At 70.8% G+C, this 18,964-nt stretch carries 13 protein-coding genes and 1 tRNA gene; 13 read left to right on the top strand and 1 reads right to left on the bottom strand.

Going from position 1 to position 18,964, the window contains the following annotated elements:
• Positions 1 to 43: 43 nt before the first annotated feature.
• The 12 genes from bldG (at position 44) to ACZ48Z_RS37875 (ending at position 17,183) form a co-directional block, all read left to right on the top strand.
• On the top strand, positions 44 to 385 hold the full coding sequence (gene bldG / locus ACZ48Z_RS37820; protein WP_006132569.1) for an anti-sigma factor antagonist BldG: 342 nt from the start codon (positions 44 to 46) through the stop codon (positions 383 to 385).
• A 119-nt stretch (positions 386 to 504) separates the two neighbouring features.
• Positions 505 to 942, top strand: a complete 438-nt coding sequence (locus tag ACZ48Z_RS37825; protein ID WP_468740437.1) for an ATP-binding protein — start codon at positions 505 to 507, stop codon at positions 940 to 942.
• Positions 943 to 1,262: 320 nt separating this feature from the next.
• Complete coding sequence (locus ACZ48Z_RS37830) at positions 1,263 to 3,671, top strand: sodium-translocating pyrophosphatase (protein WP_468740438.1); 2,409 nt, start codon at positions 1,263 to 1,265, stop codon at positions 3,669 to 3,671.
• A gap of 196 nt (positions 3,672 to 3,867) precedes the next feature.
• Entirely contained in the window at positions 3,868 to 4,485 is a 618-nt protein-coding gene (locus ACZ48Z_RS37835; RefSeq protein ID WP_468740439.1) for a small secreted protein, read from the top strand.
• Positions 4,486 to 4,637: 152 nt separating this feature from the next.
• Positions 4,638 to 6,161, top strand: a complete 1,524-nt coding sequence (locus tag ACZ48Z_RS37840) for a DUF7059 domain-containing protein (protein ID WP_468740440.1) — start codon at positions 4,638 to 4,640, stop codon at positions 6,159 to 6,161.
• Positions 6,162 to 6,834: 673 nt separating this feature from the next.
• Positions 6,835 to 7,032, top strand: coding sequence for a hypothetical protein (locus ACZ48Z_RS37845; RefSeq protein WP_468740441.1), 198 nt, complete (start codon positions 6,835 to 6,837; stop codon positions 7,030 to 7,032).
• 259 nt (positions 7,033 to 7,291) lie between these two features.
• The gene (gene topA, locus ACZ48Z_RS37850; RefSeq protein ID WP_468740442.1) at positions 7,292 to 10,120 is read left to right on the top strand and encodes a type I DNA topoisomerase; all 2,829 of its coding nucleotides are present in this window, start codon (positions 7,292 to 7,294) and stop codon (positions 10,118 to 10,120) included.
• Positions 10,121 to 10,244: 124 nt separating this feature from the next.
• Positions 10,245 to 13,469 carry a dTMP kinase gene (gene tmk, locus ACZ48Z_RS37855; protein ID WP_468740443.1) on the top strand — a complete coding sequence of 1,075 codons (3,225 nt, stop codon included), beginning with the start codon at positions 10,245 to 10,247 and terminating at the stop codon, positions 13,467 to 13,469.
• A 201-nt stretch (positions 13,470 to 13,670) separates the two neighbouring features.
• Positions 13,671 to 14,876, top strand: coding sequence for a DNA polymerase III subunit delta' (locus tag ACZ48Z_RS37860; RefSeq protein ID WP_468740444.1), 1,206 nt, complete (start codon positions 13,671 to 13,673; stop codon positions 14,874 to 14,876).
• Positions 14,877 to 14,971: 95 nt separating this feature from the next.
• Positions 14,972 to 16,633 (top strand): alpha/beta hydrolase, encoded by a 1,662-nt coding sequence (locus ACZ48Z_RS37865; RefSeq protein ID WP_468740445.1) that lies wholly within the window; start codon positions 14,972 to 14,974, stop codon positions 16,631 to 16,633.
• A gap of 108 nt (positions 16,634 to 16,741) precedes the next feature.
• Positions 16,742 to 16,815: transfer RNA gene (locus ACZ48Z_RS37870), tRNA-Thr, on the top strand.
• A 224-nt stretch (positions 16,816 to 17,039) separates the two neighbouring features.
• Positions 17,040 to 17,183 (top strand): hypothetical protein, encoded by a 144-nt coding sequence (locus ACZ48Z_RS37875; protein ID WP_468740446.1) that lies wholly within the window; start codon positions 17,040 to 17,042, stop codon positions 17,181 to 17,183.
• Positions 17,184 to 17,208: 25 nt separating this feature from the next.
• On the opposite strand, the gene ACZ48Z_RS37880 is transcribed toward ACZ48Z_RS37875, so the two are convergent.
• Entirely contained in the window at positions 17,209 to 18,000 is a 792-nt protein-coding gene (locus tag ACZ48Z_RS37880; protein WP_468740447.1) for an inositol monophosphatase family protein, read from the bottom strand.
• A gap of 55 nt (positions 18,001 to 18,055) precedes the next feature.
• On the opposite strand from ACZ48Z_RS37880, the gene ACZ48Z_RS37885 reads away from it, so the two are divergent.
• Positions 18,056 to 18,955 carry a LysR family transcriptional regulator gene (locus ACZ48Z_RS37885; RefSeq protein WP_468740448.1) on the top strand — a complete coding sequence of 300 codons (900 nt, stop codon included), beginning with the start codon at positions 18,056 to 18,058 and terminating at the stop codon, positions 18,953 to 18,955.
• The last annotated feature ends 9 nt before the right edge of the window (positions 18,956 to 18,964 follow it).

Raw genomic sequence — 18,964 nt, forward strand, 5'->3', positions numbered from 1 at the left:
GTCCCGAGGGGCGACCGCTCGATAGCAAGGTGCTGGAGGATCCGTGGACCTGTCCCTGTCGACCGAGACCGTCGGCGATCGCACGATCGTCAGGGTCGGTGGCGAAATCGACGTATATACCGCGCCCAAGCTGCGCGAGCAGCTGGTCGAGCTGGTGAATGACGGCAGTTTCCACCTTGTCGTCGACATGGAGGGCGTGGATTTCCTCGACTCCACCGGACTCGGCGTACTGGTCGGCGGCCTGAAGCGGGTGCGTGCCCATGAGGGCTCGCTGCGCCTGGTCTGCAACCAGGAGCGCATTCTCAAGATCTTCCGTATCACCGGCCTCACCAAGGTGTTCCCGATCCACACCTCGGTCGAGGAAGCGGTGGCGGCGACCGACTGACCGGTTTCCCGGGCCCATGCCCGGGACGGCAGCAGGACGTCGACAGATGTACAGGAGGGGGTCCGGGCTTTCGGCGGCCCGGTCCCTCGACAGCACGCCCGTAGTTCCGAGGGGGACGTATGGCCACCGTTGAACTCCGTTTCAGCGCGCTGCCCGAGCACGTCAGGACCGCCCGACTGGTGGCGGCAGCGGTTGCGCGCAGGGCCGGGGTGGACGAGGCCGTTCTCGACGAGGTCAGACTCGCTGTCGGCGAGGCCTGCACCCGTGCCGTCGGACTGCACCAGAGCGGCGGCATCACCGCGCCGGTCCAGGTGCTGCTGATCGAGGAGGAGAAGCAGTTCTCCATCGAGGTCGGCGACGAGGCGCCGCGTTCCGCCCCGGGTGACCGGGCGCCGGGCGCCGCGGGCGAGGAGTTCGATGCCGAGGCCGAAGAGGACGAGATGGGCCTCGCGGTCATCAGCGGCCTCGTCGACGACGTCGAGGTCACCGCAGGGGAGCACGGCGGTCAGATCCGTATGACCTGGCCGACCACACCGCCGGCCGCGACGCTTCCCTGATTTCACTCTTTTTTATTCCCATATTTGTTCGACTCGGCGTGACATGCGGAAGGGCCCCACCACCCGGTGGGGCCCTTCCGCATGTCGGCGTGAGCTCTCTGTGCCTACAGTGGTCTGGTGCGATGCTTTTCGTGAATTGATTCACGATCGGGCGGGTGGTCGAAGAATGATCAGTGAATTGATCGCCAATGCCTTCGGGGCATTACTGCTTTCAGGTTCCGTAAAGGCAGATTCCGTTTCCCGCGCCCTGTTTTGATCAGAGCGGGGTACCTACAATCCGTCCACAATCTTGAGCTCAGCCCAAGCGTCAAGGAGGACGAATGGCGGGGCTTTCTACCCCTGATCAGTTGGACCAGCCCACAACAACCCTCGCGGCTGCGGTGCTCACCGACGACAACCGGGTGCTGGTCGCGGTCATCGCGGTCGTCGCCCTGGCGGCGCTCGTGGTGGCGGGTGTCCTGGTACGCCAGGTGCTTGCGGCCGGCGAGGGCACCGACAGCATGAAAAAGATCGCGAAGGCCATCCAGGAAGGCGCGAACGCCTATCTGGCACGCCAGATGCGCACGCTCGGCATATTCGCCGTCGTCGTGTTCTTCCTGCTCATGCTGCTGCCCGCGGACGACTGGAATCAGCGCGCGGGCCGATCCCTGTTCTTCTTGATCGGCGCGGCGTTCTCGGCGACCACCGGCTATATCGGCATGTGGCTCGCCGTACGCAGCAACGTGCGTGTGGCCGCGGCGGCGCGAGAAGCCACTCCGGCGGAGGGCGAGCCGGAAAAGGATCTCACCGCCGTCTCGCACAAAGCCATGAAGATCGCTTTCCGTACCGGCGGTGTGGTCGGCATGTTCACGGTGGGGCTCGGTCTGCTGGGAGCCTCCTGTGTGGTGCTGGTGTACGCGGCCGACGCGCCGAAGGTCCTGGAGGGCTTCGGTCTCGGTGCGGCGCTCATCGCGATGTTCATGAGGGTCGGCGGCGGCATCTTCACCAAGGCCGCCGACGTCGGCGCCGACCTGGTCGGCAAGGTCGAGCAGGGCATCCCGGAGGACGACCCGCGCAACGCCGCGACCATCGCCGACAACGTCGGCGACAACGTCGGCGACTGCGCGGGCATGGCGGCCGACCTCTTCGAGTCGTACGCCGTGACCCTCGTCGCCGCGCTGATCCTCGGCAAGGCGGCCTTCGGCGACTCCGGACTCGCCTTCCCGCTGCTCGTCCCGGCGATCGGTGTGATCACCGCGATGATCGGCATCTTCGCGGTCGCGCCGCGCCGCTCCGACCGCAGCGGCATGTCCGCGATCAACCGCGGGTTCTTCATCTCCGCGGTGATCTCGCTCGTGCTGGTGGCGATCGCCGTCTTCGTCTACCTCCCGGGGAAGTACGCCGACCTCGACGGCGTCACCGACACGGCGATCAGCGGCAGGGACGGCAACCCGCGGATCCTCGCGCTCGTCGCGGTGGCGATCGGCATCCTGCTCGCCGCCGTCATCCAGCAGCTGACCGGCTATTTCACCGAGACGACCCGCCGCCCGGTCCAGGACATCGGCAAATCCTCGCTCACGGGGCCCGCCACCGTCGTCCTCGCCGGTATCTCCATCGGCCTCGAATCGGCCGTCTACACCGCCCTGTTGATCGGCCTCGGCGTCTACGGGGCGTTCCTGCTCGGCGGCACCTCGATCATGCTGGCGCTGTTCGCGGTGGCGCTGGCCGGCACCGGCCTGCTCACCACGGTCGGTGTGATCGTCGCCATGGACACCTTCGGGCCGGTCTCCGACAACGCGCAGGGCATCGCCGAGATGTCCGGCGACGTCGAGGGCGCGGGCGCGCAGGTGCTCACCAACCTGGACGCCGTCGGCAACACCACCAAGGCCATCACCAAGGGCATCGCCATCGCCACCGCGGTCCTCGCGGCAGCGGCGCTCTTCGGGTCGTACCGTGACGCGATCACGACCGGCGCGCAGGACGTCGGCGAGAAGCTCAGCGGGAACGGCGCGCCGATGAGCCTGATGATGGACATCTCGCAGCCCAACAACCTCGTCGGCCTCATCGCGGGCGCGGCGGTCGTCTTCCTCTTCTCGGGGCTGGCGATCAACGCGGTGTCACGGTCGGCGGGGGCCGTGGTGTACGAGGTGCGGCGGCAGTTCCGCGAACATCCCGGGATCATGGACTACAGCGAGGAGCCGGAGTACGGCAAGGTCGTCGACATCTGCACCCGGGACGCCCTTCGCGAGCTCACCACACCCGGTCTGCTCGCCGTGCTGGCGCCGATCTTCATCGGGTTCACGCTCGGCGTCGGCGCGCTCGGCTCGTTCCTGGCGGGCGCGATCGGGACGGGCACGCTCATGGCGGTGTTCCTGGCGAACTCCGGCGGTGCCTGGGACAACGCCAAGAAACTCGTCGAGGACGGTCACTACGGCGGCAAGGGCAGCGAGGCCCACGCCGCGACCGTGATCGGCGACACCGTCGGCGACCCCTTCAAGGACACCGCAGGCCCCGCGATCAACCCGCTGCTGAAGGTGATGAACCTGGTGGCGCTGCTGATCGCGCCCGCGGTGATCAAGTTCAGCTACGGCGACGACAAGAGCATCGGCGTGCGGATCTTCGTCGCCGTGCTCGCGTTCCTCGTGATCGCCGGCGCGGTCTACGTCTCCAAACGGCGCGGCATCGCCGTGGGTGACGAAGACAACGAGAAGAAGGCGGCCAAGTCGGCGGATCCCGCGGTGGTTTCGTAGGCCCTTCGACGAGCCCCAGCTCAAGGGGCGGGCGGGCGGCGCGTGTTCATGCGCCGCCCGCCCGCTTTGTGCGCGCCCGCCGATCGGCCGTGAGGCTTGTCTCGCCTGGTGTAAACAGTCGTAAAAGGGTCTGTATGTGATATTCGGTGCGTGGGTGCCGTGCGTGCGCTGTGTAAGGTCCGGGGGCTGAGAGGCCATGGAAGGGACCGATCCGGTGAACAAGAAGCTTGCGGCCGCACTGTCCAGCGGTGCGGTACTGGTACTGACGCTGACAGGGTGCGGTGGCAGCGAGGACAACAAGGAGCTCGACGCCTGGGCCAAGAAGGTCTGCGACCTGGTGCCGGCCCAGAACAAGAAGATCACGGCGGCCTACGACGCGATCACCAAGGCGGCCGAGGACACCGAGAGCACCCCCGCGGAGCTCCAGAAGGCCGACTCCCAGGCCTTCCAGGACCTGTCCGACGGCTACAAGGCGCGTGCCATGGTCATCAAGAACGCCGGTGCGCCGCCCGGTGCCGAGGACGGTGCGAAGAAGCTCCAGGACGCCGTCAGCCGGCTCAACGCCCTCTCGGCGTCCTACGCCGACATGAAGACTCAGGTGGACGGGCTCAACACCAAGGACCAGGCGAAGTTCGCGACCGGGCTCAAGGACGTCTCGGCCCAGATGCAGAAGGTGGAGGCGCAGCGTCAGACGGCCCTCGCCGCGCTGAAGGAGCTGGAGTCCGGCGACACCAAGCAGGCGCTGGCCGACCAGCCGGGCTGCAAGCAGGTCTCCGCCTCCGCCGGGGCGTCGGCCCCGGCCACCGACAGCTGACCCGTCGGCCCCGGCCACCGACAGCTGACCGTCCGCGGAGTTCCCTCGGGCCTCGTGGGCCCCGTGGGTCCCTCGGGTCCCGTCGACCGAGTGGGCCCGCGAGTCGCTCCGCGGGGCGTTCCGACGGGGCGGGCGCGGGCCACAATGGGGGCGTGAGTACCTCCAGTCTGCCCACGCTGCCCGCCGCCCCTGCCTCCGGCCGCCCCGACGCCACCGCCCGGCTGAGGGACGCCCTGCTCGGAGCCTCCTTCACCGCCGACGGGTTGCTCGAACTGCTCGGCGCGCCCGCGTACGCGGCCCTCGCGCGCAGCGAGACCGTGCCCGCGCTCCGGGCCACCCGCGGGGACACCCCGCTGGAGGTCCTCGTCCGCCTGTTCCTCCTCCAGCAACCGGTGCCGCACACGCGCGTGGAGGGCGTTCTGCCCGTCGACGCGTGTCTGGAGAGCGGGTGGCTGGTGCGCACCGGGGACGAGGTGGCGGCCACGGTGGATGTACGGCCGTACGGCGGACCCGGCGGCGAGGACTGGTTCATCGTGTCGGACCTGGGCTGTGCCGTAGGCGGCGCCGGTGGCATCGGCAACAGTGACGAGGGCGTCGTGCTCGGCGTCGGCGGTGCCTCCACGACGCTCGCCGGCATCACCGTGCGCACGCCCGTCGGCGCCGCCCTCGACCTCGGCACCGGCTCCGGGATCCAGGCCCTGCACGCGGCACAGCACGCCACGCGCGTGACGGCCACCGATCTCAACCCGCGCGCGCTGCACATCACCGCGCTCACGCTGGCGCTGTCCGGCGCCCCGGCGGCCGATCTGCGGGAGGGCTCGCTGTTCGAGCCGCTCAAGCAGGGGGAGACGTACGACCTGATCGTGTCGAACCCGCCCTTCGTGATCTCGCCCGGCGCGCGGCTGACGTACCGCGACGGCGGGATGGGCGGGGACGATCTGTGCCGCTCGGTCGTTCAGGGGGCGGGGGAGCTGCTGAACGAGGGCGGGTTCGCGCAGTTCCTCGCCAACTGGCAGCACGTCGCGGGGGAGGACTGGCAGGACAGGCTCAGGTCGTGGGTGCCGCGCGGGTGCGACGCGTGGATCGTGCAGCGCGAGGTGCAGGACGTCACGCAGTACGCCGAGCTCTGGCTCAGGGACGCCGGTGACCACCGGGGCGACCCGGCCGAGTACCAGGCGCTGTACGACGCCTGGCTGGACGAGTTCGAGGCGCGCAAGGTGAAGGCCGTGGGCTTCGGCTGGATCACCCTGCGCAGGACGGGCTCCGCGGTGCCCTCGATCACCGTGGAGGAATGGCCGCACCCGGTCGAGCAGCCGCTCGGCGACACCGTCCGGACGCATTTCGAGCGTCTCGACTACCTGCGCGCCAAGGACGACGCCGCCTTGCTGGAGGCCCACTTCACGCTCGTGCCCGAGATCGTCCAGGAGCAGGTCGGGCTGCCCGGCGCCGAGGACCCGGAGCACGTGGTGCTGCGTCAGCACCGCGGGATGCGCCGGGCCACCAAGGTGGACACGGTGGGCGCGGGCTTCGCCGGCGTGTGCGACGGCTCGCTGAGCGCCGGTCGCATCCTCGACGCGATCGCCCAGCTCATGGGCGAGGACCCGGTCATGCTGCGCGACCGTACGCCCGCGCAGATCCGGCTGCTGGTGGAGCAGGGGTTCCTGGAGCCGGCGTGACCTGCCGCCACGGGAGGCGGGCCGGGGCGCGGTACCCCTGTGGGCGCGGTACCGCTGTGGGTGTCGGGGCGCGCCGCCGCTGGGACGCCCTCGCGCTGCTGAGGCCTGTGTGCTTGCCCTGTCGACAGTGCTCCGTGCGACGGGTCTCGTCCCGGGTCGGCATGCCGCGACATGCGGCGAGGCGGGCCGTTCCCGGGACCCGGGTACGGATCTGTGGGCCGGTCAGATAAGCGTCGGCGACTGCTGGTTTCCCCGTCCCAGCAGCTCGACGACGGCTACGCGGCTGTGCGCGGTGAGCCTGACCGACGACACGAAGTCGAGCGGGAGGACACCGCCGCCCGGCGCGGTCCGAAACCGGTCGGCCACCACCGGACCGGATCCGATGCACGCCGGGTCGAAGTCGGGCGCGGTCGGCCGGGTACGGGCGAGAACCGGTCGGAGTCGAACGGATCCGGGCGGGATCCGAGCGGGATTCGGGTGAGAACCGGGCGAGAATCGGACGGGATCCGTGACCGGCCGGGGCACGGTCCGGGCGGTCGGCCGGGAGCGGTCCGAGGGGTCCGTGGCCGTGTCGGCCCGGCGTTCACCCGGGGTTCGCCTGTCCGCCGTCCGCGCGTGCCAGCCTTCATGGAAGGCGCACACACAGCCGGCGGAAAAAGGGGCACGGGGAACCATGGAGAGCGGACCGGCGGTCTTCGCGGGAGTGGTGTTCGCCCTGTTCGGAGGAGGGCTGCTGGTGTGGACCGCGGCCCGGGTACGCCATCGCGAACCCGTCGCCCACGGTGTGAGTCCCGTCGCATCCGCGGCCTTCGCGACCCTCGCCGCGCTCAGCACGCTGGCCCTCGCCGCATGGTGCCTCACCCGTCTCTAGGACGCCCGGCGGGAAGCCTCCGCGAGCAGCTCGACCGGTAATTGGGGGATCGCCCTCCGGATCAGCTCGAAAAGGCCGGTGAGGACTCCGGGCGGCAGGAATGGCGGTAGTCGGGTTACCGTTCGAGTGGCCGTTGCGGGCTTTTCCCGTTTGACACGGGGGCGGGATGTACCGTCACACTCCGCAGCGTCAGCATGACCCGACCCCGGGAACCAAGGCCTGGGGAGACCCCCAGCGCCGACCGGAGAGAAGAGCGAAGTTGTCCCCGACCAGCGAGACCGCACACGGCGGCCGCCGACTCGTCATCGTCGAGTCGCCTGCCAAGGCGAAGACGATCAAGGGCTATCTCGGCCCCGGATACGTCGTCGAAGCGAGCGTCGGGCACATCCGCGACCTCCCCAACGGTGCCGCCGAGGTGCCGGAGAAGTACACCGGCGAGGTCCGCCGGCTCGGCGTGGACGTCGAGCACGACTTCGCGCCGATCTATGTGGTCAACGCCGACAAGCGGGCGCAGGTCAAGAAGCTCAAGGACCTGCTGAAGGACTCCGACGAGCTCTACCTCGCCACCGATGAGGACCGCGAGGGCGAGGCCATCGCGTGGCACCTCCAGGAGGTGCTGAAGCCCAAGGTCCCGGTCAAGCGGATGGTCTTCCACGAGATCACCAAGGCCGCGATCCAGGCCGCCGTCGCCAACCCGCGCGAGCTGAACCAGAAGCTCGTCGACGCCCAGGAGACCCGCCGCATCCTCGACCGCCTCTACGGCTACGAGGTCTCGCCGGTCCTGTGGAAGAAGGTCATGCCGCGCCTGTCGGCCGGCCGTGTCCAGTCGGTCGCCACCCGCCTCGTCGTGGAGCGGGAACGCGAGCGCATCGCGTTTCGTTCCGCTGAGTACTGGGACCTGACGGGCACCTTCGCGACCGGCCGCGCGGGGGACTCCTCGGACCCGTCGTCGCTGGTCGCCCGCCTCCAGAGCGTCGACGGCAGGCGGGTCGCGCAGGGTCGCGACTTCGACTCCCTGGGACAGCTCAAGAGCGCGAACACCCTCCACCTCGACGAGGCCACCGTCCGCGCCCTGGCCGCCGCCCTGGACCAGACGCGGTTCGCGGTCCGCTCGGTCGAGTCGAAGCCGTACCGCCGCTCGCCGTACGCCCCGTTCCGTACGACGACCCTTCAGCAGGAGGCCTCGCGCAAGCTCGGCTTCGGCGCGAAGGCGACCATGCAGGTGGCCCAGAAGCTGTACGAGAACGGCTTCATCACCTATATGCGTACGGACTCCACGACCCTGAGCGAGACCGCGATCAAGGCGGCCCGCGCCCAGGTCACCCAGCTCTACGGCGCCGACTACCTGCCGTCGGCCCCGCGCACGTACGCCGGGAAGGTCAAGAACGCCCAGGAGGCGCACGAGGCGATCCGCCCGTCGGGTGATCGTTTCCGCACCCCGGCCGAGACCGGCCTGACCGGCGACCAGTTCAGGCTCTACGAGCTGATCTGGAAGCGCACGGTCGCCTCCCAGATGAAGGACGCGATCGGCAACAGCGTCACCGTGAAGATCGGTGGCACCGCCGCCGACGGCCGGGACGTCGAGTTCAGCGCCTCCGGCAAGACGATCACCTTCCACGGCTTCCTGAAGGCGTACGTCGAGGGCGCCGACGACCCGAACGCCGAACTGGACGACCGCGAGCGCCGCCTGCCCCAGGTCAGCGAGGGCGACCCGCTGTCCGCCGAGGAGATCACGGTCGACGGGCACGCCACCAAGCCCCCGGCCCGCTACACCGAGGCCAGCCTCGTCAAGGAGCTCGAAGAGCGCGAGATCGGCCGCCCGTCAACGTATGCGTCGATCATCGGCACGATCCTCGACCGCGGCTATGTCTTCAAGAAGGGCACGGCACTCGTCCCGTCCTTCCTGTCCTTCGCCGTGGTCAACCTCCTGGAGAAGCACTTCGGCCGGCTCGTCGACTACGACTTCACCGCCAGGATGGAGGACGACCTCGACCGCATCGCCGCCGGTCAGGCGCAGTCCGTGCCGTGGCTGCGGCGCTTCTACTTCGGTGAGGCAGCGTCTGACAGCGGCTCCGCCGCCGACGCGGGCAACGGCGACGGGGACCACCTCGGCGGCCTCAAGGAGCTCGTGACCGACCTGGGCGCCATCGACGCCCGAGAGGTGTCGTCGTTCCCCGTGGGCAACGACATCGTGCTCAGGGTCGGCCGCTACGGCCCCTACATCGAGCGCGGCGAGAAGGACTCCGAGAACCACCAGCGGGCCGACGTGCCCGAGGACCTGGCACCGGACGAGCTGTCCGTCGAGCACGCCGAGGAGCTGCTCGCCAAGCCGAGCGGCGACTTCGAGCTCGGCGCCGACCCGGAGACCGGCCGCCAGATCATCGCCCGCGACGGCCGCTACGGCCCGTACGTCACCGAGGTGCTCCCCGAGGGCACCCCGAAGACCGGCAAGAACGCCGTCAAGCCGCGCACGGCCTCGCTGTTCAAGTCGATGGCCCTGGACACGGTGACCCTCGCGGACGCCCTCAAGCTGATGTCGCTGCCGCGTGTCGTCGGCGCCGACGCCGAGGGCCAGGAGATCACCGCGCAGAACGGCCGCTACGGCCCGTACCTGAAGAAGGGCACGGACTCGCGGTCACTGCAGACCGAGGACCAGCTCTTCACGATCACCCTCGAAGAGGCGCTGGAGATCTACTCCCAGCCCAAGCAGCGCGGGCGGGCAGCCGCCAAGCCGCCGCTGAAGGAGCTGGGCGTGGACCCGGTCAGCGAGAAGCCGGTCGTGGTCAAGGACGGCCGCTTCGGGCCGTACGTCACCGACGGGGAGACCAACGCGACCCTGCGCTCCGGCGACAGCGTCGAGGAGATCACCCCGGAGCGCGGCTTCGAACTGCTCGCCGAGAAGCGGGCGAAGGCCCCCGCCAAGAAGACGGCGAAGAAGGCGCCCGCCAGGAAGGCCCCGGCCAAGAAGGCGACGGCCGCGAAGACGACGGCGAAGAAGACGACCACGGCCGCGAAGAAGACGACGGCGAAGAAGACCACCGCGACCGCGAAGAAGGCGGCGGCCTCGAAGGCGGCCTCCGAGGACTGAATCCGGCGCAGTTCCTCCACTGAGGCTTCGCAATGCGCACGCCCCGGCATCACTTTGGTGTCGGGGCGTGCGCACGTGCGGACGCGCGCCCCGGGCTGTCGGTGGCTCCCGATAGGCTGAAAGCATGACCCCTGCGGAGCAGCCAACGGCCCCTGACCCGGCCCCCGACGACGCCCTGGTCGCGGACTCCCGCGAGCGTGCCGTCCGCGCCCTGCTGCGCAGGCCCCAGCTGAAACGCCTGTGGAGCGCCCAGCTCGTCGGCGGAGTCGGCGACACCCTCGCACTTCTGGTGCTGGTGCTGCTGGCCCTCCAGACGGCGGTCGCCGAGGGCTCGTTCGGCGGCGGCTACCGAGGTCTGGCGTTCGCAGTGGCGACCGTCTTCGGTACGCGCATCCTGGCGACGCTGCTCTTCGGTGCCGTTCTGCTCGGCCCGCTGACGGCGCTCACGTCGCAGGAGGGCCCGCTCGACCGCCGCTGGACCATGGTCGGAGCGGACGGAGTCAGGGCCGCCCTGCTCATCGTCGCCCCGCTGTGGATCGACTGGACGCCGGACAACGCGCCGGCGATGCTCCTGGTGACCGCCTTCGTGACCGGTGTCGCCGAGCGCCTGTGGACCGTGTGCCGCGAGAGCGCCGCGCCCGCCCTGCTGCCGGCTCCGCCGCCGGAGGGAGCGACGGTACGACCCCTGCCGGACCACCTGGACGCCCTGCGCCGCCTGTCGCTGCGAACGACCTTCGTGGTGATCCCGCTGGCCGGCCTCACGCTCGTCGCAGCCGGTCTGCTCAACAACCTGCTGGGCTCCGGCATCGAATGGTTCGGCCAGCACCAGGCGGCCCTCGCCTCCTACGTCGCGGCCGGTCTGTTCGCCGCGTCCCTGTCGTTGCTGACCTTCCTGGAACTGCCCGACACCCGCACCCCGCGCGCGCGTTCGCCGCTGGAGGGGCTGCGCCGGCCCAAGACGGGCACCGGCGTCGACAAGGGCCGCACCGGTGCGATCCCGCTGCTCGTGCCGGCCTGCGCGGCCGTCGCCGGGGCGATCGCGGCCGCTGTCGCCGTCGCCGTGCTGCACGCCAGGGACCTGGGCGGCGGCCCGGTGACGTACGGACTGATGGTGTCCGCGCTGACCGGTGGCGTCGTGGTCGGCGTCCGTACGGCGCCCCGGGTGCTGGTCGCGCTGTCCCGGCGCCGGCTGCTCGCGCTGGCGATCGCCTTCACCGGCATCGCCCTGCTGGCGGCCGGGCTCGTCCCGGATCTCACCACCGTGCTGCTGATCGAGGTGCTGGCCGGCGTCGGCGCGGGCGTGGCCGCCAACACCGGTCACACGCTGCTCGACCAGGAGACCGAGGAGTACCGGCGGGCGCGGACCACCGAGCACCTGCACGCGGTCGTGCGGGTCAGTGTGGCGCTCGGCGCGCTGGTCGCGCCCGTGGTGGCCGCGGCGATCGGGCCGCACCGCCTGGAGAACGGCAAGTTCGTGTTCGCGCACGGCGGCGCCGCGTTCGTCCTGATGCTGGTCGGCGCGCTGCTGCTGCCGGTGGCCGCGGTCGTGCTGGCCAAGGTCGACGACCGGTCCGGCGTACCGCTCAGGCACGACCTGCGGGACGCGCTGCTCGGCGGCGACGACCCGGTGACGGTGCCTGCCGACGGCGGCTTCTTCATCGCCCTGGAGGGCGGCGACGGGGCCGGGAAGTCCACCCAGGCCGAGGCGCTCGCCGAGTGGATCCGGGCCAAGGGGCATGAGGTCGTGGTGACGCGCGAGCCGGGGGCGACCCCGGTGGGCAAGCGGCTGAGGTCGATCCTGCTGGACGTGTCGAGCACCGGACTGTCCCACCGCGCGGAGGCGCTGCTGTACGCGGCGGACCGCGCGGAGCACGTGGACACCGTGGTCAGGCCCGCGCTGGAGCGCGGCGCGGTCGTGATCTCCGACCGGTACATCGACTCGTCGGTCGCGTACCAGGGCGCCGGGCGCGACCTGTCCCCGACGGAGATCGCCCGCATCAACCGCTGGGCGACGGACGGCCTGGTGCCGCATCTGACCGTCCTGCTGGACGTGTCCCCGGAGATCGCCCGCGAGCGCTTCACCGAGGCGCCGGACCGGCTGGAGTCGGAGCCGGCGGAGTTCCACGCGCGTGTGCGGTCCGGGTTCCTCACCCTGGCGGCTTCCGACCCCGGGCGCTACCTGATCGTGGACGCGGGACAGGAGCCCGAGGCCGTCTCCACCGTCGTACGGCATCGGCTCGACCAGATGCTGCCGCTGTCCGAGCAGGAGATACGGGAGCAGGAGGAGGCCCGGCGCAAGGCCGAGGAGGAAGCGCGCCGCAAGGCCGAGGAAGAGGCCGCGCGCAAGGCCGAGGAGGAGCGCCTGGAGCGTGAGCGCCAGGAGCAGCTCGCCCGGCTGAAGGCCGAGGAGGAGGAGCGCAAGCGGCGTGAGCTGGAGGAGGCCCAGCGTCGCGAGGCCGAGCGGCAGGCGGAGGAGGCGCGGCTGCGTGCCGAGGAAGCGCGCAGGCGTGCCGAGGAGGAGCGGGCCCGTCTCCTCGCCGAGGAGAAGTCGCGCGCCGAGGAAGAGGCACGGCGCAAGGTTCAGGAAGAGGCCGCCCGCAAGCGGGCCGCGGAGGAGGCGCGCCTGCGTGCCGAGGCCGAGGAGCAGCGGCTGGAGAAGCAGCGCAGGGCCGAGGAGGCGTTGCTGCGCGCCGAGGAGGCTCGCCGGCTCGCCGAGTCCGCGGCCGCGGCGGCGGAGGCGGGACCGAAGCAGGCCGCTGCTCCTGCGGCGGGAATGGACGCGGCGACCGTGCCCACCCCGGTGGTGACGCCGACGAACGCGTCGGGTGGGCCGGTGGACGAGACGGCTGTGCTGCCTCGGGTGTCCATGGAGAAGGACGACGGGGATTCCTTCGGGGGCGGTGCCTCCCAGGGGTCCGACTCCGAGGTGACGGCCGAGCTTCCGCAGCCGCCTGTGCCTCCGGGCGCGGCGGATGAGACGGCCGTGCTGCGGCCTGTGCCTCCGGGATCGGCTGACGAGACGGCCGTACTGCCTCCCGTGCCTCCGGGATCGGCGGATGAGACCGCGGTGCTTCCTCCTGTGCCTTCGAACGCGGCAGACGAGACGGCCGTGTTGCCTCCGGTGTCGGGGGACGGCCCTGCGGACCGGGTGCCGCCGGGGTACTTCCGGGACGCGGAGCGGACGCGGGAGCTGCCGCAGGTCGACGAGAAGGGGACGCCTCGGCGCAGGGCCCGGTCGGACTGGGCCGAGGAGACGCCGTTGGACGATCTGCCTTCGCTGGCCGATGAGCTGCTCGGGCCGCATGACGAGGAGTACGGGGACGGTCGGGGCCGGCGTCGGGGGCGGTAGCGGCCGTCTTCAGGGTGCGGGCTCGCCGTGGCGGGTCGCGTGGTTTCCCGCGCTCCTGGGTGGGTGCGGTCAAGCCTGCCCGGCTGCACCCGCCCGCAGCCCGCAGAACGCAGACCGGCAACCGGCCGTCGTCCCGATGTCAGTGGTCGCCTCCACAATGGACTCCGTAGTGCGACACATGACGAAAGGGCGGCGTGACCCATGACCGTATGGGACGACCTGGTCGGCCAGGAGAGGGTGAGCGAGCAGCTCGGGGCCGCTGCCCGGGACGCCGACGCCCTGGTCACCGCCATCGCCACCGGTGCCCCGCCCCCCGAGGCGTCGAAGATGACCCATGCCTGGTTGTTCACGGGCCCGCCCGGGGCCGGGCGGAACCAGACGGCACGGGCCTTCGCCGCCGCACTGCAGTGCGTCAGCCCGGACCGGGCCCTCGGCGGCGTTCCCGGCTGCGGATTCTGCGACGGCTGTCACACGGCCCTGATCGGCACCCACGCCGACGTCACCTCCGTCGCCGCCGTCGGCAGCCAGATCCTCGCCGACGACATGCGGGACACCGTGAGGAAGTCCTTCACCTCGCCCGCTACCGGCCGCTGGCAGATCATCCTCGTCGAGGACGCCGAGCGGCTGAACGAGAAGTCGGCCAACGCGGTCCTCAAGGCCGTGGAGGAGCCCGCCCCGCGGACGGTGTGGCTGCTGTGCGCCCCCTCCATCGAGGACGTCCTGCCGACGATCCGTTCCCGTTGCCGGCACCTGAACCTGTCCACCCCCTCCGTGGACGCCGTCGCCGACATGCTGGTGCGCAGGGAGGGCGTCGAGCCCGCCGCCGCGATGGCCGCCGCCCGTGCCACCCAGGGCCACATCGACCATGCGCGCCGCCTCGCCACCGACCCGGCCGCGCGCCGGCGCCGTGCCGCCGTTCTGAAGCTGCCGCTGCGCGTCGAGGACGTCGGCGGCTGCCTCAGGGCGGCGCAGGAACTCGTCGACGCGGCGGCCGATGACGCCAAGCAACTCGCCGAGGAGATGGACGGCAAGGAGACCGACGAGCTGAAGACGGCGATGGGCGCCACCCAGGGCGGCAGGATGCCGCGCGGCACCGCGGGCGTGATGAAGGACCTGGAGGACAAGCAGAAGCGCCGCAAGACGCGTACCCAGCGCGACAGCCTCGACCTCGCGCTCACCGACCTCACCGGCTTCTACCGCGACGTCCTCGCCCTTCAGCTCGGCTCCCGCGTGGCGATCGCCAACGGTGACGCCGAGGACGCCCTGGAGCGACTCGCCCGCGGCAGCTCCCCGGAGAGCACACTCCGCCGCATCGAGGCGATCGGCGCCTGCCGTGAGGCCCTCGACCGCAATGTGGCCCCGCTGCTCGCCGTGGAGGCGATGACGATGGCACTCAGAGAGGGCTGAGGAGCGCCGGTGATCACAGGTTGACCGTGTCACTCGTACGGGCCGGATGGTTCACGGAGGGCATGTGATCCAACGCGGAGGGTTAGGCTCGCTCGATGCGCATCAGGCTCAACCCCCGCCGCACCAGCCGGAACCTTCCCGTCCGGCAGGCACGCACGGCCCGTACTCGTCAGACCCGCGAGGCCCATCCGCGGCCGGCTCGCACAGCCCTGGCCGGCGGTGCCCTCCTCGCGGTCGCCACGCTGCTCGTCTCCGCCTGCTCCGTCGGCGCGTCGACGAGTTCCGCCACCTCGGCCGGCGAGGTGGCGCTGGCCGCGCTGCCGCGATCGACACCGGCTGCGCTCACGCCGTACTACGGGCAGAAGGCGCGCTGGCACAGCTGCGGGGTGCCCGGCTTCGAGTGCGCCACGCTGAAGGCGCCGCTGGACTACGACAAGCCGGCCGGCGGGGACGTCCGGCTTGCCGTCGCCCGCAAGAAGGCCACGGGGCCGGGCTCGCGTCTCGGGTCGCTGTTCGTGAACCCGGGCGGACCGGGCGGCTCGGCGGTCGGCTACCTCCAGGCGTACGCCGGCATCGGCTACCCCGCGGCGGTCCGGGCCCGGTACGACATGGTCGCGGTCGACCCGCGCGGAGTGGCCCGCAGCGAGCCCGTCGAATGTCTCGACGGGCGGGACATGGACGTGTACACCCAGACGGACAGCACACCCGACGACGCGCGCGAGACCACCGAACTCGTCGGCGCCTACAAGAAGTTCGCGGAGAGCTGCGGCAAGCACTCGCCCGCACTGCTGCGGCACGTCTCGACGGTCGAGACGGCCCGGGACATGGACATCGTGCGGGCGGCACTGGGCGACGCGAAGCTGAACTACGTGGGGGCGTCGTACGGGACGTTCCTCGGGGCGACGTATGCGGGGCTGTTCCCCGGGCGCTCGGGGCGGCTGGTGCTGGACGGCGCGATGGACCCCTCGCTGCCCGCGCGGCGGATGAACCTCGACCAGACGGCGGGGTTCGAGACGGCGTTCCAGTCGTTCGCGAAGGACTGCGTCCAGCAGCCGGACTGCCCGCTCGGACGAAAGGGAACGACGCCCGCGGAGGTGGGCCGGAACCTCAAGGCGTTCTTCGGACGGCTGGACGCACACCCGATCCCCACCGGTGACGTGGACGGCCGCAGGCTCGGCGAGGCCCTCGCCACCACCGGCGTGATCGCGGCGATGTACGACGAGAGCTCCTGGGCGCAGCTGCGTGAGGCACTGACGTCGGCGATGAAGGAGAAGGACGGCGCCGGGCTGCTGGTCCTCGCCGACAGCTACTACGAGCGCGACGCCGGAGGCCGCTACAGCAACCTGATGCCGGCCAACGCCGCCGTGAACTGCCTCGACCTGCCGCCCGCCTACGACAGCCCCGAGCAGGTGGAGAAGGCCCTGCCGTCCTTCGAGAAGGCGTCGCCCGTCTTCGGCGAGGGCCTCGCCTGGGCCTCCCTCAGCTGCGCGTACTGGCCGGTCAGGGCGACGGGTGAGCCGCACCGCATCGAGGCCCGGGGTGCGGCCCCGATCGTCGTGGTCGGCACCACCCGCGACCCGGCCACCCCCTACCGCTGGGCCCGCGCCCTGGCCGCCCAGCTCTCCTCGGCCCGCCTCCTCACCTACGAGGGCGACGGCCACACCGCCTACGGCCGCGGGAGCACCTGCATCGACTCCGCGATCAACACGTACCTGCTCCGCGGAACCCCTCCCGCGGACGGGAAACGCTGCTCCTAGCCCGGACCTACGGACCGTCCGGGGGCGCCCCGAGGGCAGGTGCGGAGCACCCCCGGAAACTGTGTAGACTTGCCGACGTTGCTGATCGCACCATGGTGTGGACAGCGCGCCGCCTTAGCTCAGATGGCCAGAGCAACGCACTCGTAATGCGTAGGTCTCGGGTTCGAATCCCGAAGGCGGCTCTGTGGAAGCCTCAGGACTCACTCGCCGTGACCTGGGGCTTTTGCTTTTGGCCTGTGCGGTGAGTGTCCGATGCGGACCGCGTGACCATGTCTGGCCTCAGGTGGGGACCTTGCTCCACCGGCCCGGCGTGCCAGGAAGCACGTCGGCCAATCGGATCTTTCTGTTCCGCGCCCCTGCTCAGCGCTGACCCGGCGCGTCCTGCTTGCGGACTCAGCCCCATGGCTTGAAGACCGAGAGCACCATCGCGAAACTCAGCAGCACCATGGCGGTGGTGGAGAGGAACGCGACGAACCAGATGTCCCGCAACGGTTACTCGCCTGAGGCGAGTTCGGTGATCGGGCCCAGGAACGTCAGCAGCATGGCCTGATGAGGAAGAAGGGTCCGTACGATCCTCAGGCGGTGAGGACTTCCAGGGCGGCGGCGTGCACACCCGGCGCGGCGGCGATGTAGTTCTCGCTGGCGAGTTCCCACGGTTTGCCGTCGAGGCCGGTCACGACGCCTCCGGCCTCCTGGACCAGCAGCACACCCGCCGCGTGGGACCGGACGTTGTCGAACTGCCAGTGCAGGTCCATCCGGCCCGCGGCGACCTGGGCGAGCTGGTGGGTCACCGGGACGGAGACCCGTACGTAAAGGGCGGCGTTGGACATCGCGGCGAAGGCGGAGCCCATCCGCTCCGCGAACTCGGGGTCGCGACCCGGCTGGGCCTGGCCGGTCCCGGCCAGTGCGCCGTCCAGCGCCGTCTTGTCCGAAACGCGCAGCCGTACACCGTTGAGGAACGCCCCGCCGTCCTCGGTCGCGGTGAACATCTCGTCGAGGACCGGGAAGTAGACCACCGCCAGCACCGGGCGGCCGTCGCGGACGAGGCTCACGCCGATGTTCCAGTCGGGCATGCCGTGCACGGCGTTGACGTTGCCGCCGACCGGGTCGATGAGCCACCACTCGCCCGTGGCCAGCGGTCCCGATCCGTGCTCGTCGTTGAGCCAGCCCGCGCTCGGCAGGGCCTCGGTCAGCGCCGGGCGCAGCGTGGCGACGACGGCCGCGTCATTGGCCTGGAGGCTGGCGAGCAGTTCGGGGAGGCCGGGATGACGGGTTTCGGTGGAGTAGCGCGTCATCATCCGGGCGCCGGCGTGGCGGACGGCGGCGACGGTGGCGGCAAGAAGGTCCTGGTTCAGTTCCTGGCTCATGGGATGCTCCTGGAGTTGATCGAAGTGGATCTGTGTCTTGTGAGGATTTACTCGTATGCAATTGGACTTGAATCTGCTGACCGTGCTGGACGCCCTGCTCGAAGAGGGCAGCGTGATGGGCGCGGCCGAGCGGCTGCACCTGTCCTCGCCCGCGGTCAGCCGCACCCTCGGCCGGCTTCGCGCCGTCACGGGGGACGACATCCTGGTGCGCACCGGCCACTCGATGACTCCCACCCCGTACGCGGTGTCGGTACGGGAGGACGTGCACCGGCTGGTCAGGCAAGCGCGTGAAGTGCTCTCGCCGATCCGTGAGCTGGATCTGGCAGGGATGGATCGCACGTTCACGATCCAGTGCCACGACGCGGTGGCCGCGTCCCTGGTACCCGTACTGGTCGGGAGGATCCAACAGCGGGCTGCCGGGGTGCAGTTGCGGGTGCTGGCGGAGAACACCGTCGACACCGACGATCTGCGCCACGGCCGCGTCGATCTGGAACTCGGCGGTGGTAGGCCTGGCCTCCCCGAGTTCCGGTCCGAGCCGCTCGGCGACGATCGGCTCGTCGTGGCGATGCGCGCGGACCACCCGTGCGCCGCCGGACTCGACTTGGCTTCCTACGCGGCACAGCCGCATGTGGTGATCTCCCGGCGCGGCCGCCTCACCGCGTCGATCGACGACGTGCTGGCCGCCGAAGGTCTGCGGCGCCGGGTGGTCGCGGCGGTGGCGACGGTGTCCGGTGCCCTGCAGATCGCCGCTTGTGGCGACGTGCTGGTCACCTGTACGGCGATCTTCGGCCGCCCGCTCATCGAGGCGTTCGGGCTCATCGCCCGGCCGCTGCCGATCGAGGCCCCGGCGGCGACGATCAACTGCAACTGGCACCAGCGCTACGATTCCGACCCCGCCCACGCCTGGCTCCGCGAGCAGATCCGGGAGTCGTTCGAGGAGATCGCCGCCGGCTGACCACTGCGC

The organism is Streptomyces sp. NPDC031225, assembly GCF_055570355.1.